Below are 24679 nucleotides of genomic sequence, written 5' to 3'. Positions count from 1 at the left end.
CTACCTCTCATGACGCAAGGGCAGCGCGACGGCGGGCTTCGTCTCAGATCTGCAAAGTTAAGCTTGCCGAAAAGAGCGGAAATGATCATCCTATCGGCGCACAAGAACCTTCCGAATGGAAAACCTTCCAAAGAGCGGAATGAAGATGGCCACATTCTCACGTCGTCAAACCCTGGGCCTCGGCCTCGGCGCCGGTCTCTCGGTCACCATGCTGGGCAGCAGCAACAAGGCGCAGGCAGCTCCGCCGAAGATCACCTTCAGCCTTTTGCTCGTGAACGACATCTACAAGATGTCCGACAACAAGGGGCGCGGTGGCTTTGCCAAGCTGGCCGCGATCGTGAAATCCGAGCGCGCACGTGGCGTGCCGATGCTGTTCTGCCACGCGGGCGACACCTTCTCTCCGTCGCTGATGTCGGGCTTCGACCAGGGCGCACATATCATCGAGCTCACCAACATGGTTAAGCCGGACGTCTTCGTTCCCGGTAATCACGAGTTCGATTTCGGCAAGGATATCTACCTGAAGCGCATGGGCGAAGCGAACTTCCCGTTCTTCGGCGCCAATATCCGTCAGGCGGATGGATCGACCGTTCCGAAGATGAAGGATTCGGCGATCTTCGAACTTGGTCCGGTGAAGGTCGGCGTCGTCGGCCTGGCGCTGGCGGAAACGGCACGCATCTCCTCGCCCGGCGACCTCAAGTTCCTGCCCGAACTCGAGGTGCTGAAGAGCCAAGCCGCCGATCTGCGCAAGCAGGGAGCGGACATGATCGTGGCGGTCGCCCATACCGACCGCGACATCGACAACGCCATCGTGCGCTCCCGCCTCGTGGATGTCCTGCTGACCGGCCATGACCACGACCTCGCCATCACTTATGACGGCAAGACGGTGATGGTGGAGTCCGGCGAGGACGCGGAATACGTCACCGCTGTCGATTTCACCGCGACGGTTTCGGGCGAAGGCAGCAACCGCAAGGTCGCATGGACCCCGAATTTCCGCGTGCACGATACGGCGACCTTCGATCCAGATCCGGAAGTGGCCGCGGTCGTTGCACGCTACGAGGCCGCCCTCTCCAAGGAGCTGGATGTCGAGATCGGTACGTCGACGAACGCTCTCGATACCCGTTCCAGCATTGTGCGCTCGCAGGAAACGGCCTTCGGCAATCTGGTTGCGGATGCGATCAAGGATTCGACGGCGGGCGATGTCGCCATCGTCAATGGCGGCGGCATCCGTGCCAACAAGGAATATCCGGCCGGCGTGAAGCTGACCCGCCGCGACATCCTCTCCGAAATGCCGTTCGGCAACTCCACGTCCCTCGTCGAGGTAACGGGTGCGGACATAAAGGCCGCGCTGGAGAACGGCGTATCGCAGCTCGATATCCGCGGCGGCCGCTTCCCACAGGTTTCCGGCCTGAAATTCGAGGTCGACTCGAAGGCCCCCGTCGGATCGCGCATCAGCAATATCCAGGCGAATGGGCAGCCGCTTGACCCGGCGAAGCGCTATAAGGTCGCCACCAACAACTTCATGCTCACGGGCGGCGACGGTTATACCGCCTTCACCAAAGGCAAGGTGTTGATCGGCCTCACGGACGGCAAGCTGATGGCGAACGAGGTCATGTCCTACGTGCGCAAGCTTGGAACGGTTGACGCGAAAGTCGAAGGCCGCATCACCATCAAATGAGCGGCCCCGTTACGCAGGCCCTGACAACCCTTCGTGCGAGCGCGAAGGGACGGCAGAAGTGGACGGCGCTGCCCTTCTTCACGGGAGGCAGCGCCGACGCGGTCGCCGCGCAAATCGACGACAGGATAGCGGCGGGAGCCCATGTGCTGCCGCCGCCTGAGCTTGTTTTCAACAGCCTCGTCCTGACGCCGCTCGATACGGTCAAGGTCGTCATCCTCGGGCAGGATCCCTATCCGACGCCGGGTGATGCCCATGGCCTCGCTTTCTCCTATCGCGGCTCGCGCCGCCTGCCGGCTTCCCTGCGCACCATCCTGGCCGAAATGGCGGATGACATCGGCGTGCCGATGCCGCGCAGCGGTGACCTGACGAAGTGGGCGAAACAGGGCGTGCTACTCCTCAACACCGCCTTGACGGTCGAGGCGGCCAAGGCCGGGGCGCATTTGAAACTCGGCTGGTCGGCGCTTGTGGACCAGGCGGTTTCCGCCGTCTCGGAACGCCAGCCCACGGTCGTATTCCTTCTCTGGGGTGGGCCCGCCCGCAAGCGGGCCGCTCTCATCGATCGGAACAAGCATCTCGTGATCGAAGCCGGACACCCATCCCCCCTCAACCGCCTGCGGGACTTCAGGGGAACGCGGCCCTTCAGCCGTGCCAATGCCTGGCTCGCCGACAAGGGATTGGCCCCTATTGACTGGCGGCTCGACTGAGGCCCTCTTAACCTGAGATATATTTGACTCAGTCAAGCATCTGCCTCATGATCCTGGCATCAGGAGCATCCGGCGATGTTGCACTCACTCCCTGTCGACGACCGCATCGAGGCCATGCGGCGGTTCACCCGCTTCTATACGCGGCGTCTGGGCGTTTTGCGGGAGGGGTTGCTGGACAGCCCCTTTTCTCTCACGGAAGCCCGGGTGCTCTATGAACTGGCGCACAGGCCTGATCCGACGGCCGGTGAGTTGTGCGAGGCGCTCGATCTCGACCCTGGTTATCTCAGCCGCATCCTGAAGCGGTTCGAAGAGCAGGGTCTGGTGCAGCGGACACGCTCCTCCCAGGACGCCCGCCAGAGCCACTTGGCCCTGACCGGAAAAGGGCGTGAGGCCTTCAGCCCTCTCGATCGCCAGTCGCGCGAGCAGATCGCAGCACTTCTCGAACATCTGTCCGATGCCGATCAGCGCCGCCTCGTCGCTGCGATGAGCACGATCGAGACGCGGCTCGGAGACGGTGCCATGGCCAAAGGTTCCTTCACATTGCGCGCGCACAGGCCCGGCGACATGGGCTGGATCGTTCACAGGCACGGCGCGCTTTATGCGCAGGAATATGGCTGGGACGAGACCTTCGAGGCGCTCGTCGCCGAGATCGTCGCGGGCTTCATCAAGAATTTCAATCCGCAAAAGGAACGCTGCTGGATCGCGGAACGGAATGGCGACATTCTCGGCTCGATCTTCATCGTGAAGCAGTCGGACGAGATCGCGAAGCTGCGGCTGCTTTATGTCGAGCTCCATGCGCGCGGCCTCGGCGTCGGCAAGCGCTTGGTGGATGAGGCCATTCGCTTCTCGCGCGAGCAGGGTTATCGGCAGGTGACGCTCTGGACCAACGATGTGCTGCACGCCGCACGCGGCATCTATACCCGGGCTGGATTCAGGCTCGTGACGTCTGAACCGCATCATAGTTTCGGGCACGATCTGGTCGGAGAAAACTGGATTCTCGACCTGTGATGCGTGCCCGATAATTCTGGCGTTCGCGGTTACTCCGCCGCAACCGGCAGCGATTGTTCCGGCGCGCGGAAGCGGGCGAGCAGCTCAGCCTCCTCCACCTTCGCGTTCTTCAGGTTCCGTTCCTTGATATGGCCGAAGCCCCGGATCTTCTGTGGGATGTTGGCGAGGCCGACAGCCGCCGCATGGTTGGCCGGATCGAGCTTCGTCACGATCTCCTGGATCAGCACCTCGTAATCGCGAATGAGCTGGCGCTCCGTCCGACGCTCATGGGTGTAACCGAAGATATCGAACGGCGTGCCGCGCAGGCCCTTCATGCGCGCCAGCACGCCGAAGGCTTTCATTATCCACGGCCCGAAGCTCATCTTGCGCGGCAGGCCGGTTGCCGGATCCTTGCGTGCGAGCAGCGGCGGCGCGAGATGGAACTCGTAACGGAGGTTTTCTCCCTCGAAGGCGGAAGCGACCTGCCGCGCGAAATGGCCGTCGGTGTAGAGGCGCGCCACCTCATACTCGTCCTTGTAGGCCATGAGCTTGAACAGGTTCCGCGCCACACTCCCGGCCAGCGTGTCCGATCCGACGACGACCTTATTCTCTGCCACGCGCACGCGCTCGACGAGGTCACGATAATGCCTGCCATAGGCCTCGCTCTGATACTCGGCCAGGAAGCGGGCGCGGCGCTCGACGATATCGTCGAGATTTTCCGATAGCTTGCGCGATTCCGTCGGCGCCTTGAGATCGCTCATCATTTTCGCCACAAGCTCGGGCTCCGCCGCCGCGCGACGGCCCCAGGCGAAGGCGGCGAGATTCATCTTCACCGCTTCGCCATTGAGCGCGATCGCCTTCTCGATGGCATCGGCCGAGAGCGGCACTTGACCTTTCTGGCAGGCATAGCCGAGCATGAACATGTTGGCGGCAATGGCATTGCCGAGAAGCGCCGTGGCAATCGCCGTCGCATCGACGAAATCGACACCCTCGCGGCCCGCCGCCGTCATGACGGCGCGTTTCAGCCGCTCAATCGGCAGCGAGAAATCGGCGTTGCGAGTGAACTCGCCGGGCATCACCTCGGCCGTATTCACCACCAGAGCCGTCCGTCCTTCCTTCACGGAGGCAAGTACCTTCTTGGTGCCCGTCACCACAAGGTCGCAACCGAGAACGAGATCCGCAGCCGCAGCCGTGACGCGGATGGCATAAATATCGTCCTGCGAATTGGCGAGGCGCACGTGGCTGTAGACTGCGCCGCCCTTCTGCGCGAGGCCCGCCATGTCGATCATGCCGAGGCCCTTGCCTTCGAGATGGGCCGCCATGCCGAGGATTGCACCGATGGTGACGACGCCCGTACCACCGACGCCGGTTACGATGATGTTGAAAGTGCGGTCGATGGAAGGAATGACCGGATCCGGCAGCGGCTTGAGGGTCATGCCGCCCGTTGAGACTGTGTCCGGCACCGCCTTCTTGATCTTCGCGCCGTGCACCGTAACGAAGGATGGGCAGAAGCCCTTTACGCAGGAAAAATCCTTGTTGCAATTCGACTGGTCGATCTGCCGCTTGCGGCCGAATTCGGTCTCGACCGGCTGCACGGCGACGCAGTTCGATTGCACCGAGCAATCGCCGCAGCCTTCACAGACCAGATCGTTGATGATGACGCGCTTGTCGGGATCGGGAAACTCGCCGCGCTTGCGGCGGCGGCGCTTCTCGGAGGCGCAGGTCTGATCGTAGATCATCACCGTCACGCCGGGGATCGCGGCCAGCTCCCGCTGCACGGCGTCGAGTTCATCGCGATGATGGATCGTCATCCGCTCGGGCCAGCGGATGGAGCGGGGATATTTGTGCGGCTCGTCGGTAACGAGCGCGATGCGTTCCACGCCTTCCTCGCGCACCTGCCGAGCGATCATGTCGACGGTCAGCCCACCCTCATGCCTCTGCCCGCCGGTCATGGCGACGGCGTCATTGAACAGGATCTTGTAGGTGACGTTGGTCTTGGTATCCACGGCCCAGCGTAGCGCCAGCACGCCGGAATGGTTGTAGGTGCCGTCGCCGAGATTCTGGAACACGTGGCCGCGAGTCGAGAACGGCGCCTCGCCGATCCAGTTCGCGCCCTCGCCGCCCATCTGCGTGAAACCATCGGTCTCGCGGTCCATCCACTGGACCATGTAGTGACAGCCGATGCCCGCATAGGCACGCATGCCATCGGGCACTTTCGTCGATGTGTTGTGTGGACAGCCGGAGCAGAAATGCGGCACGCGGGTCGCCACGTCCGTGGTGACGGACAGCACTTCCTGTGCATGGCGCAGGCGCGCGACGCGACCGCGCAGATCGTCGTTGTTGTGATATTTGAGCAGACGCTCGCCGAGGACGATTGCGATGTCGTTGGGATCGAGCGCGCCCTTCACCGGGAAGAGCCAGTTGCCGCTCTCGTCCTTCTTACCGATGCAGAGCGGCTGGTTCGCGGTGCCGTATAATTCCTCGCGCAGCTGCACTTCGATGAGCGAACGCTTTTCCTCGACCACGATGATCATGTCGAGGCCATTCGCGAAATCGAGAAGCTCGCGCTGAGACAGCGGCCAGGGGCAGGCGACCTTGTAGAGGCGAAGCCCCATGTCGTTCGCCTTGACCTCGTCGAGGCCGAGCTCGTCCATCGCCTGGCGCACGTCGAGATAGGACTTGCCGACGGTAATCACGCCGATCTTCGGCTGGCGACCGCCCGACAGGATGATGCGATTGAGGTTGTTGGCGCGGACAAACGCTATCATGGCGTCGCGCTTGTAGTCCTGAAGCCGGGCCTCCTGATCGAGCACGCCATCGCGCGGACGGATATTGAGCCCACCGGGCGGCATCGTGAAATCATCGGGCATGATGATCTTCACCCGGTCGAGCGAACCGTCGACGGAGGCCGTCGACTCGATGTTCTCCTTCACGCATTTGAAGGCGACCCAAGTGCCGCAGAAGCGGCTCATGGCATAGCCGTAGAGGCCGTAATCGAGAATTTCCTGAACACCGGCCGGGTTGAGAATCGGCATCATCACGTCGACGAAATGGAATTCGGATTGATGCGCGACGGTGGAGGATTCCGCCGTGTGATCATCGCCCATGAGCGCGAGCACGCCGCCATATCGGGAGGAACCGGCCATGTTGGCGTGGCGGAAGACATCGCCCGAGCGGTCGACGCCCGGGCCCTTGCCATACCACATGCCGAAGACGCCATCGTATTTGCCGTCGCCGCGGATCTCGGCCTGCTGCGAGCCCCAGACCGCCGTCGCGGCGAGTTCCTCGTTGAGACCGGGCTGGAAGAGGATATCCGATTTCTCGAGCCAGGACCTTGCGCGCAGAAGGTTCTGGTCCAGACCGCCGAGAGGCGAGCCGCGATAGCCGGAAACGAAGCCCGCGGTGTTCAGCCCGGCGAGCCTGTCCCGCTCGCGCTGCATCATCAGCATGCGGATGACCGCTTGCGTGCCGGTGATGAAGAGGCGGTCTTTCGTCAGGTCATATTTGTCGTCGAGCGATACGTTACGGAGCGCCACAGGACCTTCGGCCATTCCCCGTTTCCTCCCTGGAGCCCTCGCCCCGCTGCCGCTTTTCCGGTCTTGCTCTTCTGTAAATTATGTCAGCAAGGCTGACATATGTACTTGTGGACGTCAATCGAGCACGCCTCCGTTTCGCCTCCTTTAACCATAATGCCTCACAAGGGAAGACCGATAGACTTTGCGATGTCCCGCCAAGCATCGCCATTCACGAAAAAGCGCATGACATACCGCCCTGGTCTCAAAATCCTTGTCGCAGCCGCCCTCACGGCCCTTGCCTCCCCGGCCCTTGCGCATCCTCATGTCTGGGTCACCGCCAAGGCGGAGATGGTCTATGACAAGGACGGAAAGGTCACAGGAATCCGCCACGCCTGGACCTTCGACAAGGCCTATTCCGCCTTCGTGACGCAGGGCCTCGACAAGAACGGCGACGGCAAGCTGACGCCGGACGAGTTGCAGGGCTTGGCCAAGGAAAACACCGAATCCCTGGTGGAATTCGAGTATTTCACCGTGCTCAAGACCAATGGGAAGAAGCAGGAATTCGGCGCCCCCCGGGATTACGCCATGACCTATGCTGACGAGGCGGTGACCATGTCCTACTTCCTGCCCCTGAAGCATCCGGCCTCTACGAGAACCGCCTCGCTCGAGGTTTACGATCCCACCTATTTCGTATCGTTCAGTCTGGCAGAGGGCGATGCCGTGACCCTGGCAGGTGCGCCCCAGGGCTGCGCGACCACCATTTCCCGCCCCAAGACGGCCGATGCGCCTCAGCAGCAGCAGAATATGTCGGAGGCCTTTTTCCAGACCCTGACCGCCGCCTCCTCCTTCGGCATGCAGTTCGCCAACAAGGCCATCGTCGCATGTCCGTAACGGCCGAACCCATCGTCATGCCCGCGCCGGCGAAGGCACGGATCGGAGTCCGTCTCGGGCTGGCGGTGCTGGCCGTGGCGCTGGTCGCGGGCGCCATCACCCTTCTCCTCTGGTGGCTGGCGCCGGGTGCGGCTCCGCCGCCGCGCAATCCCTTTGGCATGGGCCTTAGGGAAGCCGCCCCCTCGGGCGATCTGGGGGCCTATATCCTGGCCGTGCAGAGCAGTTTCTACAAAAGCCTGCAGCAGACCGTCACGACCTTGAAGGACAACGGCGCGGCGATCTGGACGCTTCTTGCCACCGGCTTCGCCTATGGCGTCTTCCACGCGGCGGGGCCCGGTCACGGCAAGGGCGTGATCGCGGCCTATCTCGTGGCGGACGAACGGGCGCTCGCCAAGGGATTCGGCCTGAGCCTGGCCGCCGCGCTCGTCCAGGCCCTGGTCGCGATCCTGCTCGTGAGCCTCGTCGCCCTCCTTTTCAGGGCCACCGCCGCCACCATGAACCAAGTCACCACCGGCGTGGAACTGATGAGTTTTGCCGCCGTGGCGCTTGTCGGTGCGGTCATCACCTGGCGCAAGGCGGGCAAGGTTCTCGGCGTCATGGCGCTCGCCCGCAATCCGCTCAGCGGCCCGCAGGGCGAGGATTGCGACCATGTCCATATGCCGCCCCCGGAGGAGCTTCGTCGCCTGACCCGGTGGCGGGACATGGCCGGCGTGGCGCTGGCTGCCGGCATCCGCCCCTGCGCTGGAGCCCTCGTGGTGCTGGTCTTCGCCCTGTCGCAAGGCCTCTTCGCCGCCGGCATCGCCGCGACGCTCGCTATGGCGCTCGGCACGGCGCTGACCACGGGCATGATCGCGGCACTCGCCGTCTTCGCCAAGTCGCTTGCCCTCAAGGTCGCCGGGGGGCGGGGCGCATCGGGCGCAATGGCCATCGCCGGAATCGAGCTTCTCGCCGCCGCTTTCGTGCTGGTGCTGGGCACGAGTCTGCTCTTCGGCTTCTGGACGTCGGGGATGGCAAGCTAGATGGCAGCGCCGTTGAGGCAGTCTAAGGCGCTTCTTCTGGAAAGTGACATGGGTCAACTTGCCTGCACGCCCCTCTTCAGAACCTCTATGCACCGATGCCGATGCTCGGCAAAATAGAGAGCTCCTGAGAGGAGATCGAGCTATGAAAGCATTGGTGCTTGAACGCAAGAACGATCTCAGCCTGCGCGATTTCCCGATCGAGGACGAGCTGGGTCCACGGGATGTCCGGATTGCGCTTCGGACCGTGGGAATATGCGGCAGCGACGTGCATTACTATACGCACGGAGCCATCGGCCCATTCGTGGTCAGGCGACCGATGATCCTCGGCCACGAAGCGGCGGGCGAGATCATCGAGATCGGGTCCGCGGTGAAGGAGTTCAAGCCGGGGGACCGCGTCTGCATGGAACCCGGCATCCCTGACCCTACGAGCAGGGCGACGCGGCTCGGCCAATACAATCTCGACCCGGCTGTGCAGTTCTGGGCGACTCCGCCAGTCCATGGCGTGCTCCGGCCCACCGTGGTTCACCCGGCCGATTTCACCTACAAGCTACCGGATCATGTGAGCTACGCCGAGGGTGCAATGGTCGAGCCATTGGCCGTGGGTGTGCATGCCGCCACCAAGGTTCAGGTGAAGCCAGGCGATGTCGCCGTCATCATCGGTGCAGGGCCGATCGGCATGGTCACTGTACTGGCAGCCCTGGCGGCCGGCTGTTCACGTGTGATCGTAAGCGACGTCCATGAGCCGAAGCTCGAACTGGCGAGAAAGCTTGGCCCCGTGCTGTCGGTTAATGTCAGGAGCCAGAAACTCACTGATGTGGTCAAGCGCGAGACCGACGGCTGGGGAGCGGACCTGGTCTTCGAATGCTCGGGCTATGGACCTGCCATGGCGGAGATGTTCGATCTCGTCTGTCCCGGCGGGAGAGTGGCCCTGGTCGGCATCCCGCTCGAGCCTTTCGCCTTCGACGTGAGCAAGGCACAGGTGAAGGAAGCCAGGGTCGAGAGCGTCTTCCGCTACGCACATGTTTATCCTCGTGCGGTGGCGATGATCGCCTCAGGCAAGATCGATGTAAAACCGCTGATCACGGACCGGTTCGCATTCGAGGACAGCGTCGAGGCCTTCGACTTCGCCAAAACAATGCCGCCGGCCTCGGTCAAGGTGCAGATCGAGATGCCGCGCTGAGACGGCCTTGGTGGCTCGCCTTAGGAGCGATGCCGCATATTCTATCCTTGCCTTGGAAGGCCAGCTTGGCGTGCCAAACTCATTCCAATTTACTCAACAAACCGAACTCGCGAATGTGGATCTGAGATCGCGGTACAGACGACGAAACAGGATTCGACGTGGTTCGAGCATCTCCACCAGAGCCGGCTCCGGCTCGATGACATGCGCGAGCGGCGGTGGGGGGCAGGCTTCGTCTAGGCTAGCGCCTGATACGGCAATCCGGGCGAGACGAGCTGCGCCCAGAGCGGGCCCCACTTCGCCCCCATGATGGTACATGAGCGGACGTTCGAGGGCCGCCGCCAGGATCCGGCCCCAGAGCTTGGAACGCGCGCCTCCGCCGATCACGGAAAGAGCTTTGATCGGCCCACCTCCAGCCTCCAATGTATGCAGTCCGTCGGCAAGGGCAAAGGCAACGCCCTCAAGCACGGCCCTGCCGAGATCCACGCGGTTTGTCGCCCCATCGAGACCGAAGATGACGCCTGTCGCAGTGGGATCGTTGTGAGGCGTTCTCTCCCCGCTCAGATAAGGTAAAACGACAAGGCGGCTATGTGCCTGCGCCTGGACGCCAGCGGCCTCGATCTCGGCAAGAAGTTCGGCCTCGTCAGTCGCACCGACAAGGCGGGTGGCGAAGGATAGGGTGCTCGCTGCGGACAGGATGACCGCCATGCGGTGCCACATGTCCGGGATGCAATGGCAGAGCGCGTGAACGGCGCGGTCCGGATCCGTCTTGAGCACATCGTCCGCAACGAAGATGACCCCTGAGGTCCCCAGGGACAGGAATGCCATGCCCGGGCGCACAACGCCGATTCCGACAGCCCCGGCCGCGTTGTCGCCCCCTCCCCCGGCCACCGGGATTCCCGGTCGGAGGCCGAGTGTATCAGCGGCCTTACGGGAGAGCTGCCCCGAGACTTGAGTTCCCTCGACGAGGCGAGGCATGTGTCGCTCTTCGAGGTCGGTGGCCGCAAGCATCGCGGGCGACCAGCGGCGCCGCTTTACATCGAGCCAGAGTGTTCCGGCAGCATCGGAAGGCTCGCTCACCGCCTCACCCGTCAGCCGAAAGCGTATCCAGTCTTTTGGCAGCAGGACCCGTGCCGTGCGCGTGAAGACGTCCGGCTCATGTTGCGCGACCCAGATGAGCTTTGGCGCCGTGAAGCCCGGCATCGCCATATTACCGGTAATTGTTCGACTAGCCGGCTCGCGCCGCTCCAGTTCGATGCATGCCGCGCCGGCACGGCCGTCATTCCACAGAATCGCAGGGCGAAGCACCTGGCCGCTCCGACCGAGAAGGACGGCGCCATGCATCTGCCCCGACAATCCGATGCCCGCAACAGCATCAAGGGAATGCCGGGCTCCAAGAGCGCTCACAGCAATCTTCGTCGCCTGCCACCACGCCTCGGGATCCTGCTCCGACCATAATGGCCGCGGGCGCGCCAGCGTGAGCGGGGCCGTCCCCTCGCCAACCAGCGCACCCTTCTCGTCGATGAGAACGGCCTTTACGCCTGAAGTGCCAAGATCGATCCCCAGATACATTGGCCCCTTGTCCTCTTTGATAGCCCTCGACCGGCACCCTGATGACGATGCCTCACATGAGATTGCCATCCAGATAGCGCTGCAGGGTGGCGCGGGTGCCGTTCTGCCACAAACTTCGGAGCGCTGTTTCGAACCGGGTGCGGAAGGGTGAAGCGTCCGCGATGTCACCGAAGATATCCCGGAGGCCCAAGAAGGCAGCGGGATCGTCCTTCGCCGCCCGAGCGGCGGGTTTCAGGCGCTCCGCGTTCGGATCGTTGAGCGTGATGGGCTCGCCCGCATCGTCGGTTGCCGCGCAGTAGCGGCACCATAAGGCCGATTCGAGTGCGAGTCCCGTTACGTCGCTCCCCGCGTTCAGGCGGTCGCGGGTCGAGGGCAGGATGAATTTAGGCTGGCGGTTGGAGCCGTCCTGGCAGAGGCGCGGGATCGTATCGCCTATATCCGGGTTGGCAAAGCGCTTGGCCACGAGCTGGTAATAAGCGCCAAGATCGACCCCTGGCACCGGCGGTACGCAGGGAATGATCTCTTCGGTCTCCAGCTTATCGAGGAATCCGCGGACATGCGGATCCGTCATGGCATCGTGGACGAAATGAATTCCCAGGAGTCCGGCCGGGTAGGCGATCGTCGCATGCCCGCCATTGAGGATGCGGATCTTCATCAACTCGAATGCCGCAACATCGGGCGTGAACGTGACCCCTACATCCTCCAGTGCAGGCCGACCGGTGGGGAAATAATCTTCGAGGACCCATTGCCGGAACGGTTCGCAGAAGACGGGCCAATTGTCCTGAATGCCGAAGCGCTCTGTAAGGATGGCGCGCTCCCGGTCGGTGGTCGCGGGGGTGATGCGGTCGACCATGCTGTTGGGAAAGGCGACCCGCTCGCGCACGTAGGCGGCGAGCCCCGGATCGACGAGTTGGGCGAGCCCGGCGACCGCGTCCATCGTCACATGCCCATTGTGGGGAATGTTATCGCACGACATCACGGTGAAGGGCGTAATGTTCCGGTCGCGCCGACGCCTGAGAGCGGCCACGAGCACCCCGAACACGCCTTTCGGAGCGTCCACATGAGCAGCGTCATAGACGATTTCCGGATGCTCGGGATTGAAGGCTCCGGTTGCAGGATCAATACAATAGCCGCCCTCGGTCACAGTCAGAGAGACGATCCTGAGCGCCGGATCATCCAGCGCATCGATGATCGCGCGGCCATCCTCGCCCACAGGTAGAAAATCCGCCATGGAGCCGGTAACCCGGGCCGCATTGGCCCCGGGCTCCAGTTCGACAACCGTGGTGAGCCAATCCTGAGGCTTCAGGGCGTTGCGCATAGCTCTGTCCCCGGATCGCACGCCCGCCCCGAGCAGGGCCCAGTCCCAATCCTTTCCGGCATTGAAAAGGTCATCCAGATAGACAGCCTGATGGGCGCGGTGGAAATTCCCTACCCCGATATGAAGGATACCGGGGCGGAGTGAATCGCGAGAGTATGTTGGACGCGCGACCGTAGGTGGCAGGGATGCAAGGGTCGCAAGATTAAGTGCCTTAGCCATGATTGCCTCTGCTCCGAGGACGGTGGTCTGACTCACGAGACTGTAGCTGCGAGATGTGGAGTGCGACTGACGAAACCGGTGATGATATCGACGGCTTTATCGGCGATCGCCAGCACCGGTGCATTTGTATTGCCGCTCGGAATTGCCGGCATGATCGAAGCATCGACGACACGCAGCCTGTCAATCCCACGAACCTTGAGATCCGGCGTTACGACCGCTCCCGGGTCAGATTCTCGGCCCATACGACAGGTGCCCACCGGGTGATAGTTCGTCTTGACGGTTCGGCGGCAGTGCGCGGCGAGATCGTCGGACGTCACATTGGATCCTGGAAACAGCTCCTTCTCGATCATTTCCTTGACCGGGCTTGTTGCCAAGACCTCCCTCGCGTAGCGTAATCCTGCGATCGTCAAACGCAGATCGTCGGGATGTCCGAAGAACTGCGGATCGATATGCGGCGCGTCGGCTGGGTTTGCTGACGCGAGACGCACGGCTCCGCGCGCCCTTGGGCGCAGCAGGCACGCGTCCAGTGTCACGCCATGGGTTGGTTCGATCGCCGAGATATCGCGGTCGAGATAGACCGTGGGAACGCAATAGAGCTGAATCGTCGGCCGCTCGCCCCCGTCCGGATCGATGAAAGCACACGCTTCGACTCCGGTTGTGGTGACGGCTCCCGACTTGAACAGGACGTATTGCAGTCCGTGCCTCAACATAGCCAAACCACGATCCTGACCGAAATAGCCGAACGCGCCCGTTGTCGCGGCAATCACGGGCACTTCATGGTGGTCCTGGAGATTCATGCCAACCCCTGGCAGATTCACTTCGACGGGGATGCCATGACGAGTGAGGTCATCGGCCGGTCCGATCCCGGAGAGCATGAGGAGCTTCGGGGTCATATACGTACCAGCCGCAAGAATCACTTCAGTGTCGGCAAAAACGGTCTCAGACCCGAGGCGCCCTTGCAGTTTCACACCAATGGCGCGCCCTTTCTCGGAAAGGACCCGGGTTACGGTCGTGTCAGTCGCCACAGTCAGTCGCGGATTGGAAAGCACGGGTTGGAGAAAGGCGTCGACCGCGCTGCAACGACGGCGCGTTGCCCAGTCGATCGTATGTTGCATGAAGCCGACACCAGCCTGTCGAGAGCCATTGAAGTCGGGAGTATAGGGTATTCCCCTCTCCTGCATGGCCTGCACGAACGCGCGGCTCATGGCGGAGTATTGCCCCAGATGGGACACCTTCAAGGGGCCATTGACGCCATGATATGGCTTACCGAGGTGATCGTTCCCCTCTTGTTTGATGAAATAAGGAAGGAGATCCCGATAGCTCCAACCCGCACCGCCCAGTGCCTCATCCCATAGATCGTAGTCTGTGGCCTGGCCCCGGATGTAGACCATGGCATTGACCGCGCTCCCCCCGCCAAGCACCCTGGCCTGCGGCACGATCGGGGCGCGGCCATCGAGCTGCGCCTGCGGAAGGACGCGATGCATTGTCAGGTAGGTATCGCGAGCGAGATACTTCATATAGCCCGCAGGCATGGCGAGGATCGGGCTGGTTTTGCGCGGTCCTGCCTCGACGAGCAGCACCCGAGCGCCATGCTCTGCGACAAGACGACTGGCAACGACGCAGCCGGAACTTCCGCCTCCGACAACGAGGTAGTCAAATCGCTTTGATGCCATGACGCTCCCTCGGACAGAAGGAATTGGCCAGCTGCGGACTTTTCGCAGGGGCGTCGCTGAAGGACCCCTTGAGATCATCGTCGACAATTCCAAGCCAGGATGCGTCGCCTGTTCCCTCGTCCGACGAACTGTCCTTCATCAACTCGCCTTGCGCGTCGGCAAACGGCGAAGGTTGGCCAGAGGATGGCGCTGAGCACGCTCAATCGCGAGGCCGTCGGCGTCGAACAGATGGCAGGTCGCCGGATCGAGCTTGACCGTGATGCGCTCATGCACGTTGGTCGGGATCTCACCGTCAGCCTGGATGATCAGCATCGAGCCGTCTCCAAGCTGAGTGTAGAGGAACGTCTCACCGCCGAGCCGCTCGACCACCATCACCTCGCCGGAGATCTCACCCGTCGCGGCGGGGCGCATATGCTCGGGCCGAACACCAAGCGTAACCGCGTCGCCGGCCTTCTGGCGGCCAGCCCGGACAGGGACGGTCACGCTCGACCCGCCGGAGAGCTGCACGGTGGTGCCGGCGTCATCGACCGCCGTCACCTTCGCTGGCAGGAAGTTCATCTTCGGGCTACCGATGAACCCAGCCACGAACAGGTTGCGCGGATGGTGGTAGAGTTCGAGCGGGGTGCCAGCCTGCTCGACGATCCCGCCCTGCAGCACCACGATCTTGTCAGCCATGGTCATCGCTTCGACCTGATCATGCGTGACATAGATCATGGTTGCAGCAAGCTCATCATGCAGCCGGGCGAGTTCGATGCGCATCTGCACGCGCAGGGCAGCGTCCAGGTTGGAGAGCGGCTCATCGAACAGGAACACCTTGGGCTTGCGTACGATAGCCCGCCCGATCGCAACCCGCTGCCGCTGGCCGCCCGACAGCTCCTTGGGCTTGCGCTCGAGCAGCTGATCCAGATGCAGGATGCGAGCCGCCTCGGCGACCTTGGCGCGACGCTCCTCCTTAGAAACGCCCGCGAGTCGAAGAGAGAAGCCCATGTTGTCAGCGACGGACATATGCGGGTAGAGCGCGTAAGACTGAAACACCATGGCCAACCCACGCTCCGATGGCGGAACATCGTTGACCCGCTGGCCGTCGATCAGCAGCTCCCCCGACGTGATCTCCTCGAGCCCGGCAATCATTCGCAGGAGCGTTGACTTACCGCAGCCGGAGGGCCCGACGAAGACGCAGAACTCACGGTCTTCAATCGTCAGGTCAACGCCCTTGATGACCTGGACAGCGCCATAGCTCTTCTGGATGCCTTTGAGTGTGACGGTCGCCATGACACTCCTCCCAGTTATTTGACGGCACCGAAGGTCAGGCCGCGCACGAGCTGCCGCTGGCTCATCCAACCGAAGATGAGGATCGGTGCGATCGCGATCGTCGAGGCGGCGGAGAGCTTGGCCCAGAACAGCCCCTCGGGTGCGGAGAACGAAGCGATAAAGGCCGTCAGCGGCGCCGCATTCGACGTGGTCAGATTAAGACTCCAGAATGCCTCGTTCCAGCACAGAATAATGGAAAGCAGCGCTGTCGATGCGATGCCGGGCAGCGATAGGGGCAGGAGCAGCATCCTGACCTCGTCTTTCGGCTTGGCTCCGTCCATTCGCCCGGCTTCGAGGATCTCCTTGGGCACCTCCTTGAAGAAGGTGTAGAGCATCCACACCACAATCGGCAGGTTCATGAGCGTGTAGACGATGATCAAGCCCCATCGGGTATCGATGGCGCCGGCGTCCCGGAACAGCAGATAGATCGGGATCAGAACGCCGACGGCCGGCATCATCTTGGTCGACAGCATCCAAAGCAGCAGATCCTTGGTGCGCTTGCCGGGAAAGAAAGCCATGGCATAGGAGGCCGGCACAGCGATGAGCGTCGCCAGCAGCGTGGCACCGACGGAGATAATGATGCTGTTAAGGGCGAAATGGATGTAATCGGCGCGCTCGCGCACGGTAATATAATTCTCGAGCGTCGGGCTGAAGAAGAGCTTGGGCGGAGTCGCAATCGCCTCCACTTCGGTCTTGAAGCTGGTCAAGATCATCCAGAAGATGGGGAAGAAGATAAGCCCGGCGGCGAGCCATCCGACCAATGTGACGATAAGCTTCTCGCGGGTTTTGGGATGCATGACCTATCCTCAGTCGGCGATGTTCTTTGCGATGGAGCGGACGAGGAAGATCGCGACGATGTTGGCAAGGATCACCGCGATGACGCCGGCGGCCGAAGCCCCGCCGACATCGTATTCACGCAAAGCCCTCAAGTAGATCAGGAAGGCTAGGTTGGTGGAGGCGAGACCCGGGCCGCCCGACGTCGTGACATAGATTTCGGCGAAGACCGAAAGCAGGAAGATCGTCTCGATCATGATGACGACGCTGATCGCGCGTCCGAGATGGGGCAGAATGATGAAGAAGAACATCGAGAACGGCCCTGCGCCGTCCATGCGCGCCGCTTCCTTCTGCTCATTGTCGAGCGACTGGATGGCCGTGAGCAGGATCAGCAGAGCAAAGGGAAGCCACTGCCAAGCCACGATGATGATGACGGATGTCAGCGGCAAGCTGCCGAAGAAATCGATTGCCGGCAGGCCCAGGGACCGCGCGAAGAACGCGAACAGGCCGTTGACCGGGTGCATCAGCATGTTTTTCCAGATGAGCGCGCTGACCGTCGGCATGACGAAGAACGGGGCTATTGCGAGCAGCCGGGCAATGCCCCGGCCGTAGAAGTCCTGGTCGAACAGGACTGCGAGCAATGTCCCCAGGCCGACCGTGATCACGAGCACCCAGAAGACGAGAAAGACGGTGTTAGCCATTGCCGTCCATAGGGACGGGTCGGTCAGCAGATAGGTGTAGTTGTCGAACCCGGCGAACCCGCTGACCGTGGGATCGAGCAGATTATAATATTGGAACGAGAACCATAGCGTCATCACCAATGGCACGATCATCCATAAGAACAGGGTGATCACGGATGGGGCGATCAGCGGCAGGGTGTTGACGTTACGCTGGCTACGTCCACCAATGGTGGCGATGGGGACCGTGGCGGTTGTGGTGGAGCTCGCCATCTCGGTTACTCCCGACTGGGCTGAATAGCCGGCGAGCTCAAAAGCCCGCCGGCGCGTGAGGATCATCTCACTTTAGGTATCCTGCCTGCCTCATCGTCCGCTCGGTGGACCGTTGCGCTGTCTGCAGCGCCTGATCCACTGTCACTTGGCCGGCAAGCGCCGCAGCGATCTGCTGCCCGACCACAGTGCCGATTCCTTGGAATTCCGGAATCGCGACATACTGGATGCCGATATAAGGGACAGGATCCTTGGTCGGTTTGGTGATGTCGGCATCGGCAACCGCTTCGTAGACGATTTTCGCGAACGGTGCCGCCTTCTGATACTCGGGATTGTCGTAGGTCGATTTGCGGGTTCCCGGAGGAGCAGACACCCAGCCGACCTCGTTGCCGACCAGGGTGATGTATTCTTTCGAAGTCGCCCATTTCACAAACGACTTTGCGGCATCGACCTTTTTCGATGAGGTCGGAATAGCCAGGGCCCAGGCCCAGAACCAGCCGGAACCGTTGCTCGTTACCTCTATTGGTGCCGGGGCGAAGGCGGTCTTATCGGCGACCTGGCTTTCCTTCGGGTTGTAGATATAGCCGGCGGCCGAAGTGGCATCGACCCAGAGGGCGCAGTGCCCGGTTGCGAACAGGGCCCGGTTTTCGTTGTGCCCATTTGCAGTGGCGCCAGGCGGGCCATACGCATTCATATTCTTGACGTAGTAATTGATCGCCTTCTGCCACGGCTCGCTGGTGAGCTGCGGCTCCCATTTCTCGTTGAACCAACGACCGCCGAACGCATTCACCATCGGTCCGACGAAAGCCATGTTCTCGCCCCAACCGGGTTTACCGCGCTGGCAGAAGCCGTATTGCTCCTTCGATTTGTCGGTGAGCTTGGCGGCATATTCGGCAATCTGGTCATAGGTAGGCTTGTCCGGCATCTTGATGCCTGCCTGGTCGAACAAGTCCTTCCGATAGAAGGTGAACGAACTCTCGGCATAGAAGGGCACGGCATAGAGCTTGCCGTTGTAGGACAGGCCGTTCTTAACCGACGGGATGATGTCGGCGTAATCATAGTCATTGCCAAGATCGTCGAGCGGCACCAGCCAGCCCTGCTTGCCCCAGATCGGCGCCTCATAGGAGCCGATGGTAATGATGTCGAACTGGCCGCCCTTGGTCGCAATATCGGTCGTGGCGCGTTGACGTAACACGTTTTCCTCGAGCACCACCCAATTCAGCTTGTTACCGGTGGCTTGCTCCCACTTCGGGGACAACCGCTGCATGATGATCATGTCGGCATTGTTGACGGTAGCAATGGTCAATTCCTGACCTTGAGGAAATGCCCATCCGGTGCCCGCAAGAAAAGCAATCGACGACAAAAGCACAAGCGGCTTGAAATGCATTAATTCCTCCCGTCGATATCTACCTCAAATCTTGTTCGCTTGGAGATCAAATATTCTCATGAGCCATATTTTCGGTCAATCACGCGCGAGGCTGTCAGATCCCGGAAGTCAGGAACATATGAATCGATTCATGCACCATTGTGATTATTCCTTTATGGGCAGTTGTTGATCGAGAAAGCGTCTGGTTCCGATCCAGACGCGCCAGTTATCGCTGCAGCGGCATTGCCCCTTACATCAGCGGCACGCTCCAGGATGTGATTGTCACTGAATTCGATGCAGGAGCCCTGGATACTGCGTGAGGCATTCATCCGGTTTGCGCCCAGCTGATGTCCGCACTCCATCTCAGACTTCGGCGAGCAGCCACTTGTGAAAGGCCTGAAGGCCAGGACGCATCGGGCGATCCTCCGGTGTCGTAAACCAGTAGGCATTCTGGCTCTTGAACCCAAGTCCGGCTGGATTGACGAGGCGGCCGCTCGCGAGTTCGTCCTGCACGAGGCGGCGCGGCACAAGAGCGAGCCCCTGGCCGGAGATCGCCGCCCTGATGACCAGGGAGTAAAAGCCGAACCGGATTGTATGGATCGGCGTGAAATCCTCCAATCCCTGTGCGGCTGCGAACTCGCTCCAGCGCAGGGGCGTCTGGAAGTGATCGAGCACCGGGTACCGACGGACATCGTCCGCCGTGTCGATTCCGCCCATTCGGGCGAGCAGCGGCGGCGCGCAGACGAGAGCGACATTCCGTCCGAAGAGATAATCCGCCCTCTGGCCCGGCCAGTACCCCTTCCCGAACCGAAACATGCCGTCGGCCTCTTCGGCGGTATCGGTCGTGACGAAATTCGTGAACTGTACATCGATTTCCGGATGGAGTTCCGCAAAGCGCGAGAAGCGCGGGACAAGCCAGCGGTCACCGACAATCGGAAGTACATGAAGTCTTACCGACCAAGGCGAGGCCTTCAGCGCCAGGACCCGCGCGCCAGCGGTCTCAAGCTCCGCGAGCGCGAGGCGGACATGCTTGATATAGATCCGTCCAGCCTCCGTCGGCACCAGACCGCGCCTGCCGCGGGTGAAGAGCACAGCGTCCAGCGTCTCCTCCAGCGCGCGCAGATGCTTGCTGACTGCGCTCTGCGTCAGACTCACGGCCTCGGCCGCTCCCGAAGCCGTGCCGTGTTCGGCGATGGCGAGAAGCACTCGCAGGGATGTCAGAGAACCAGGAAGACGGTGAATGCTCATGTGGCCGATCGATGAAAGGAATGACGAATTCGAATGAGGTCACTTCTATTCCAAAAAGGAATATTAAAGCGACGATTTTTCAATTGTCATTTAGCGGTTCCCTTGGGACACCATCAGGAAAGGGGAATGTACAATGACAACGGCAAAGGTTCTTTGGGGATCGAGATTTCGCTCTGGGCCATCCCCCGAACTCATGAACCTCTCGCGGTCCGACGCGAGCCATTTTCGCCTCGCCCCCTATGATCTGGCCGCGTCGCTCTCTCATACCCGGGAGCTTGTCCGGGCCGGCCTGCTGACGGAAGTCGAAGGCGAGCGGATCGAGACGTCGCTGACCGCGATCGGCGCCGATATCGCGGCCGGGACTCTGCGCCCGTCGGATGCGGACGAAGATGTGCATACGTTCCTAGAGCGCGCGCTGATGGAGCGGTTGGGCGTGCTCGGCGGCAAGCTGCGAGCCGGACGCTCACGTAACGATCAGGCTGCGAACGATCTCAAGCTCTATCTCAGGGACAAGGGCCGCCGCATCGCGCTCGACCTCCTGGCCCTGCAAGAAGCCCTCGCAAGCCAGGCCGGGCAGCACATGAACACGCTGGCGCCGGGCTTCACCCATCTGCAGCCTGCGCAGCCGGTCAGCTTTGCCCATCAGCTTCTTGCCCATGCCCAGAGCTTCGCCCGCGACATCGAGCGAATGCGGGATTGGGATCGGCGCGCAGCGCGCTCTCCGCTCGGAGCCGCGGCCCTCGCGGGCTCGGCCATCGCGAAGCAGCCGGAACTCTCGGCCCTAGAGCTCGGCTACGACGGTCCCTGCGAGAATTCGATCGACGCCGTGGGCAGCCGCGACCATGTCGCGGAGTTCCTGTTCGTGACCGCCATGCTTGGGGTAAACCTGTCCCGCCTCGCCGAGGAAATCTTTCTGTGGTCCTCGCGGCAGTTCCGCTGGATCGAACTCGACGACGCCTATGCGACCGGCTCCTCCATCATGCCGCAGAAGAAAAACGCCGATATTGCGGAGCTGACGCGTGGCCGCGCCGCCCGACTCGTCGGCGGCCTCGGCACGATGCTCACCGCGCTCAAGGGCCTGCCTTTCGCCTATAACCGCGATCTGGCCGAGGACAAGCGCGCGGCCTTCGAAGCCGTCGATACGCTTGGCGCCGTGCTGCCTGCCATGGCGGGCATGGTGCGCACCATGCGGGTCGACACGGAGGAGCTGCGTCGGCAGGCAACGGATGGCTTCACTCTGGCGACAGAGGTTGCCGACTGGCTCGCGCGCCGCGGGGTTCCGTTCTCCGAGGCACACGAGATCACCGGCGGGCTCGTGCGCTACTGCGAGGATCGCGGCATCGGCCTTGAGGATCTCACGGAGGCTGATCTCGCGGCCGTCGATGCTCGCCTTGACGCGTCCATCAAATCCTGCTTGACGCCCGAGGCTGCAATCATGGCCCGCAATGCTTATGGTGGAACGGCGCCTGAGCGGATCACCGAGCAGATCGTGCGTCTGCGCTCGCTCTTCGACAGCCAGCGCGAATGGGCGATGCACTATGACGGCCCGCGGACCTGAACGAGCGAGAGCGAGGAGAATGGGATGAGTAGCGCCGCCGCACAATCCGAAACGGGCGAGGGTCTGACAACCGGGCGCTTCGATCCATCCATCGCCCACCTGACCCACGTGCCGCGTCGCCATTATGGCCGTTGGATCGCCAGTTTCCTGATCATCCTGGCGTTCGGCTATGTGGCAAAGGCCTTCGCCGAGGGGCAGATCGACTGGAAGGTCGTCGGCCAGTTCTTCACCGCGCCGGCTATCATGAGCGGTCTGGTGAACACGATCATCATGACGATCTGGGCCATGGCGCTCGGCATCGGACTCGGCGTCCTGTTCGCCATCATGGTCATGTCGCCGAACCCGGTTCTGAAAGGCGTTGCCGTCTTCTATATCTGGTTCTTCCGCGGCACGCCGTTGCTTCTGCAGCTTCTAATCTGGTTCAACCTGGCTCTCGTCTTCCCGCGGATCGGCATTCCGGGACTTTTCGAGGCGCGCATGGTCGATGTGATGACACCCTTCGTAGCGACGCTGCTTGGTCTCGGGATCAATCAGGGTGCCTATACGGCCGAGGTCGTGCGGTCGGGCATCCTTTCAGTCGACACGGGACAGACCGAGGCCGCAAAATCGATCGGCATGACGCGCCTCACGACCCTGCGTCGCATCGTGCTCCCGCAGGCCATGCGTGTCATCATCCCGCCTGTGGGCAATGAAGTGATCAGCATGGTGAAGCTCACCTCGATCGCCAGCGTGATCGGCTATGCCGAGGTGCTGCGCAACGCACAGACGATCTATTATGCCAACGCGCGCGTCATCGAGCTCCTGATCGTCGCGGCTGCCTGGTATCTGATGATCGTCACCGTGCTCAGCGTCGGGCAGCACTTCCTCGAACGCTACTTTGCCAAGGGTCATAATCGCCGTCGGGCCCGTCCAGCGGCTCGTCCGGCCGAGGAGGGCTGAATCATGATACCGATCGTCGCCGCAGCGGATGTCTGTAAGACCTTCGGCTCGGTTCAGGCCCTCGACAATGTGTCGATCGAGATCCCCGCGGGCCAGGTGCTCTGCGTGGTCGGCCCGTCCGGATCAGGGAAGAGCACGTTTCTTCGTTGCATCAACCAGCTTGAGCGCATCGACTCGGGAGCGATCTGGGTTGATGGCGAGCTGGTCGGCTACCGCCGTGTCGGCGACAAGCTCTATGAGCTGACCGATGCGGAGATCGCCCGCCAGCGCCTGACGAGCGGCATGGTGTTCCAGCGCTTCAATCTCTTCCAGCACATGACGGCACTCGAAAACATCATCGAGGGTCCGGTGACGGTGCAGAAGCGCCGTCGCAGCGAGGCCATCGACGAGGCCACGGCGCTTCTGGAGCGCGTCGGCCTCGCGGCCAAGCGCGACGCCTATCCGTCGGAACTCTCCGGCGGCCAGCAGCAGCGCGTCGCCATAGCCCGGGCGCTCGCCATGCGGCCGAAATTGATGCTGTTCGACGAGCCGACCTCGGCACTCGACCCTGAACTCGTCGGTGAAGTTCTCGCGGTGATGCGAGACCTTGCCAGCACGGGAATGACGATGATCGTCGTGACCCATGAGCTCGGCTTCGCCCGCGAGGTCGCGAACGAAGTGGTGTTTATGGATCGGGGGGCTATCGTGGAACAGGGCCCGCCACAAGAGGTGCTGGTGCATCCGCAGCAGCAGCGGACCCGCGACTTCATCGCCGCGGTTCTGGCTTGAACTACTGTTCCCAGGGAAAGGACCGACGAGAATGAAACTTATCGCAGGTTTGCTGGCGAGCGTGCTCGCAATCGGCCTCGCATCTCCGTCCAAGGCGGCAGAGCTGCCGGACCGGATCAAGAAGGCCGGCAAGATTACGGTCGCGACGATGCCGAACTACGCGCCGATCACCTTCAAGGACCCGGCCACGAACAAGCTCACCGGCTTCGACATCGATCTCGGCGAAGCGCTTGCCAAGGAGCTCGGCGTCGCCATCGAATGGCAGGAGATCGCATTTGCCCAGATGATCCCGTCGCTCCAGACGGGCCGCGTCGACCTGGCGCTCGCCGGCATGAGCGATCTGCCCGCACGGCGGGAGATCGTGGATTTCGTCGATTACATGAAGTCCGGTGCGCAGTTCTACATCACGCCGGCCATGGCTGCGACCCTCAAGACGCCCGAGGATCTCTGCGGCAAGAAGGTCGGAGCGAGCCGCTCCACCAACTGGCCGCGCCAGATCGCCGAATGGAGCCAGGCCAATTGCGTCGCCAAGGGTAAGCCCGCCATCGAGGTCATCGGAACGGAAGGCTCGGCGGACGCACGCACGCAACTGAAGACCCAGCGCATCGACGCCGCAGTCCAGGGCAACGAGACCCTGCCCTATCTCCAGTCTCAGGAGCCGAACACCTACGTGCTGATCGGTGAGGCCATCACGACATCGCTTTCCGGCATCCCGGTGCTCAAGACCGAGACCCAGCTGCGCGACGCAGTGAAGGAAGGACTTGAGCGCCTTCAGCAGAAAGGCGTCTATGACGAGATCCTGAAGAAGTACGGGTTGCAGGCGAACAAGCTCTCACCCATCGGGATCAATCAGGGCACCGACTAGAGCATTTTCAGGAACCGAAGGTCCGCGTCAGCGAAAAGTGGGAACCGGTTTTCCGTCTGAAAATGCGGCATTCCCTCAATGCGGGAGCGGAGTTCGATTCCATCGAAACGAAAACCGCCCTAAGCCTGACGATCACTAAACAGGCTTGTGCAT

At 62.0% G+C, this 24679-nt stretch carries 19 protein-coding genes; 10 read left to right on the top strand and 9 right to left on the bottom strand.

What is annotated here, in order from left to right; translation table 11 throughout:
- The first annotated feature begins 145 nt into the window (after window positions 1-145).
- The 3 genes from AB4Y97_RS16605 (at window position 146) to AB4Y97_RS16595 (ending at window position 3387) form a co-directional block, all read left to right on the top strand.
- Complete coding sequence (locus AB4Y97_RS16605) at window positions 146-1675, top strand: bifunctional metallophosphatase/5'-nucleotidase (protein ID WP_442000152.1); 1530 nt, start codon at window positions 146-148, stop codon at window positions 1673-1675.
- Complete coding sequence (ung, locus tag AB4Y97_RS16600) at window positions 1672-2379, top strand: uracil-DNA glycosylase (protein ID WP_442000151.1); 708 nt, start codon at window positions 1672-1674, stop codon at window positions 2377-2379. Before AB4Y97_RS16605 ends, ung begins: the two co-directional genes overlap by 4 nt.
- 75 nt (window positions 2380-2454) lie before the next feature.
- Window positions 2455-3387, top strand: coding sequence for a bifunctional helix-turn-helix transcriptional regulator/GNAT family N-acetyltransferase (locus AB4Y97_RS16595; RefSeq protein WP_442000150.1), 933 nt, complete (start codon window positions 2455-2457; stop codon window positions 3385-3387).
- 29 nt (window positions 3388-3416) lie between these two features.
- Here the strand turns inward: AB4Y97_RS16595 and AB4Y97_RS16590 are convergent, their stop codons facing one another.
- Window positions 3417-6917 carry an indolepyruvate ferredoxin oxidoreductase family protein gene (locus AB4Y97_RS16590; RefSeq protein ID WP_442000149.1) on the bottom strand — a complete coding sequence of 1167 codons (3501 nt, stop codon included), beginning with the start codon at window positions 6915-6917 and terminating at the stop codon, window positions 3417-3419.
- 207 nt (window positions 6918-7124) lie between these two features.
- On the opposite strand from AB4Y97_RS16590, the gene AB4Y97_RS16585 reads away from it, so the two are divergent.
- The 3 genes from AB4Y97_RS16585 (at window position 7125) to AB4Y97_RS16575 (ending at window position 9971) form a co-directional block, all read left to right on the top strand.
- Complete coding sequence (locus AB4Y97_RS16585) at window positions 7125-7772, top strand: DUF1007 family protein (protein WP_442000148.1); 648 nt, start codon at window positions 7125-7127, stop codon at window positions 7770-7772.
- Window positions 7763-8791: a nickel/cobalt transporter gene (locus tag AB4Y97_RS16580; RefSeq protein ID WP_442000147.1), complete on the top strand. Its 1029-nt coding sequence runs from the start codon at window positions 7763-7765 to the stop codon at window positions 8789-8791. The genes AB4Y97_RS16585 and AB4Y97_RS16580 overlap by 10 nt, the downstream gene beginning before the upstream one ends.
- 142 nt (window positions 8792-8933) lie before the next feature.
- Window positions 8934-9971: an NAD(P)-dependent alcohol dehydrogenase gene (locus AB4Y97_RS16575; RefSeq protein ID WP_442000146.1), complete on the top strand. Its 1038-nt coding sequence runs from the start codon at window positions 8934-8936 to the stop codon at window positions 9969-9971.
- A gap of 93 nt (window positions 9972-10064) precedes the next feature.
- On the opposite strand, the gene xylB is transcribed toward AB4Y97_RS16575, so the two are convergent.
- The 8 genes from xylB to AB4Y97_RS16535 form a co-directional block, all read right to left on the bottom strand.
- Entirely contained in the window at window positions 10065-11540 is a 1476-nt protein-coding gene (gene xylB / locus AB4Y97_RS16570) for a xylulokinase (RefSeq protein ID WP_442000145.1), read from the bottom strand.
- 52 nt (window positions 11541-11592) lie between these two features.
- Window positions 11593-13077: a mannitol dehydrogenase family protein gene (locus tag AB4Y97_RS16565; RefSeq protein ID WP_442000144.1), complete on the bottom strand. Its 1485-nt coding sequence runs from the start codon at window positions 13075-13077 to the stop codon at window positions 11593-11595.
- Between the two features lie 32 nt (window positions 13078-13109).
- Window positions 13110-14750 (bottom strand): GMC family oxidoreductase, encoded by a 1641-nt coding sequence (locus AB4Y97_RS16560; protein WP_442000239.1) that lies wholly within the window; start codon window positions 14748-14750, stop codon window positions 13110-13112.
- Window positions 14751-14888: 138 nt separating this feature from the next.
- Complete coding sequence (locus AB4Y97_RS16555; protein WP_442000143.1) at window positions 14889-16022, bottom strand: ABC transporter ATP-binding protein; 1134 nt, start codon at window positions 16020-16022, stop codon at window positions 14889-14891.
- Between the two features lie 14 nt (window positions 16023-16036).
- The gene (locus tag AB4Y97_RS16550) at window positions 16037-16858 is read right to left on the bottom strand and encodes a carbohydrate ABC transporter permease (protein ID WP_442000142.1); all 822 of its coding nucleotides are present in this window, start codon (window positions 16856-16858) and stop codon (window positions 16037-16039) included.
- 9 nt (window positions 16859-16867) lie between these two features.
- A complete protein-coding gene (locus tag AB4Y97_RS16545; protein ID WP_442000238.1) occupies window positions 16868-17752 on the bottom strand; it encodes a carbohydrate ABC transporter permease in 885 nt (294 codons plus the stop codon).
- A 100-nt stretch (window positions 17753-17852) separates the two neighbouring features.
- A complete protein-coding gene (locus tag AB4Y97_RS16540; RefSeq protein ID WP_442000141.1) occupies window positions 17853-19169 on the bottom strand; it encodes an ABC transporter substrate-binding protein in 1317 nt (438 codons plus the stop codon).
- Window positions 19170-19511: 342 nt separating this feature from the next.
- Window positions 19512-20396, bottom strand: a complete 885-nt coding sequence (locus tag AB4Y97_RS16535) for a LysR substrate-binding domain-containing protein (RefSeq protein ID WP_442000140.1) — start codon at window positions 20394-20396, stop codon at window positions 19512-19514.
- Between the two features lie 133 nt (window positions 20397-20529).
- Here AB4Y97_RS16535 and argH point away from each other — a divergent pair, with 133 nt between their 5' ends.
- From argH to AB4Y97_RS16515, 4 genes are read left to right on the top strand one after another with little or no spacing between them, the layout of a single operon-like run.
- A complete protein-coding gene (gene argH, locus AB4Y97_RS16530; protein ID WP_442000139.1) occupies window positions 20530-21954 on the top strand; it encodes an argininosuccinate lyase in 1425 nt (474 codons plus the stop codon).
- Window positions 21955-21978: 24 nt separating this feature from the next.
- Complete coding sequence (locus AB4Y97_RS16525) at window positions 21979-22893, top strand: amino acid ABC transporter permease (RefSeq protein WP_442000138.1); 915 nt, start codon at window positions 21979-21981, stop codon at window positions 22891-22893.
- A gap of 3 nt (window positions 22894-22896) precedes the next feature.
- Complete coding sequence (locus AB4Y97_RS16520) at window positions 22897-23661, top strand: amino acid ABC transporter ATP-binding protein (RefSeq protein ID WP_442000137.1); 765 nt, start codon at window positions 22897-22899, stop codon at window positions 23659-23661.
- Between the two features lie 31 nt (window positions 23662-23692).
- Complete coding sequence (locus AB4Y97_RS16515; protein WP_442000136.1) at window positions 23693-24526, top strand: ABC transporter substrate-binding protein; 834 nt, start codon at window positions 23693-23695, stop codon at window positions 24524-24526.
- Window positions 24527-24679: the final 153 nt, after the last annotated feature.

Origin of the sequence: Microvirga sp. 2TAF3, assembly GCF_052114965.1 — a bacterium.
GTDB lineage: Bacteria > Pseudomonadota > Alphaproteobacteria > Rhizobiales > Beijerinckiaceae > Microvirga.
This window is presented reverse-complemented; position numbering and strand designations above follow the sequence as displayed.

What these genes read in the sequence shown, in the direction of transcription:
- AB4Y97_RS16605 (WP_442000152.1), top strand. Translation starts at nt 146, where the DNA reads ATGGCCACATTCTCACGTCGTCAAACCCTGGGCCTCGGCCTCGGCGCC.
- ung (WP_442000151.1), top strand. Translation starts at nt 1,672, where the DNA reads ATGAGCGGCCCCGTTACGCAGGCCCTGACAACCCTTCGTGCGAGCGCG.
- AB4Y97_RS16595 (WP_442000150.1), top strand. Translation starts at nt 2,455, where the DNA reads ATGTTGCACTCACTCCCTGTCGACGACCGCATCGAGGCCATGCGGCGG.
- AB4Y97_RS16590 (WP_442000149.1), bottom strand. Translation starts at nt 6,917, where the DNA reads ATGGCCGAAGGTCCTGTGGCGCTCCGTAACGTATCGCTCGACGACAAA.
- AB4Y97_RS16585 (WP_442000148.1), top strand. Translation starts at nt 7,125, where the DNA reads ATGACATACCGCCCTGGTCTCAAAATCCTTGTCGCAGCCGCCCTCACG.
- AB4Y97_RS16580 (WP_442000147.1), top strand. Translation starts at nt 7,763, where the DNA reads ATGTCCGTAACGGCCGAACCCATCGTCATGCCCGCGCCGGCGAAGGCA.
- AB4Y97_RS16575 (WP_442000146.1), top strand. Translation starts at nt 8,934, where the DNA reads ATGAAAGCATTGGTGCTTGAACGCAAGAACGATCTCAGCCTGCGCGAT.
- xylB (WP_442000145.1), bottom strand. Translation starts at nt 11,540, where the DNA reads ATGTATCTGGGGATCGATCTTGGCACTTCAGGCGTAAAGGCCGTTCTC.
- AB4Y97_RS16565 (WP_442000144.1), bottom strand. Translation starts at nt 13,077, where the DNA reads ATGGCTAAGGCACTTAATCTTGCGACCCTTGCATCCCTGCCACCTACG.
- AB4Y97_RS16560 (WP_442000239.1), bottom strand. Translation starts at nt 14,750, where the DNA reads ATGGCATCAAAGCGATTTGACTACCTCGTTGTCGGAGGCGGAAGTTCC.
- AB4Y97_RS16555 (WP_442000143.1), bottom strand. Translation starts at nt 16,022, where the DNA reads ATGGCGACCGTCACACTCAAAGGCATCCAGAAGAGCTATGGCGCTGTC.
- AB4Y97_RS16550 (WP_442000142.1), bottom strand. Translation starts at nt 16,858, where the DNA reads ATGCATCCCAAAACCCGCGAGAAGCTTATCGTCACATTGGTCGGATGG.
- AB4Y97_RS16540 (WP_442000141.1), bottom strand. Translation starts at nt 19,169, where the DNA reads ATGCATTTCAAGCCGCTTGTGCTTTTGTCGTCGATTGCTTTTCTTGCG.
- AB4Y97_RS16535 (WP_442000140.1), bottom strand. Translation starts at nt 20,396, where the DNA reads ATGAGCATTCACCGTCTTCCTGGTTCTCTGACATCCCTGCGAGTGCTT.
- argH (WP_442000139.1), top strand. Translation starts at nt 20,530, where the DNA reads ATGACAACGGCAAAGGTTCTTTGGGGATCGAGATTTCGCTCTGGGCCA.
- AB4Y97_RS16525 (WP_442000138.1), top strand. Translation starts at nt 21,979, where the DNA reads ATGAGTAGCGCCGCCGCACAATCCGAAACGGGCGAGGGTCTGACAACC.
- AB4Y97_RS16520 (WP_442000137.1), top strand. Translation starts at nt 22,897, where the DNA reads ATGATACCGATCGTCGCCGCAGCGGATGTCTGTAAGACCTTCGGCTCG.
- AB4Y97_RS16515 (WP_442000136.1), top strand. Translation starts at nt 23,693, where the DNA reads ATGAAACTTATCGCAGGTTTGCTGGCGAGCGTGCTCGCAATCGGCCTC.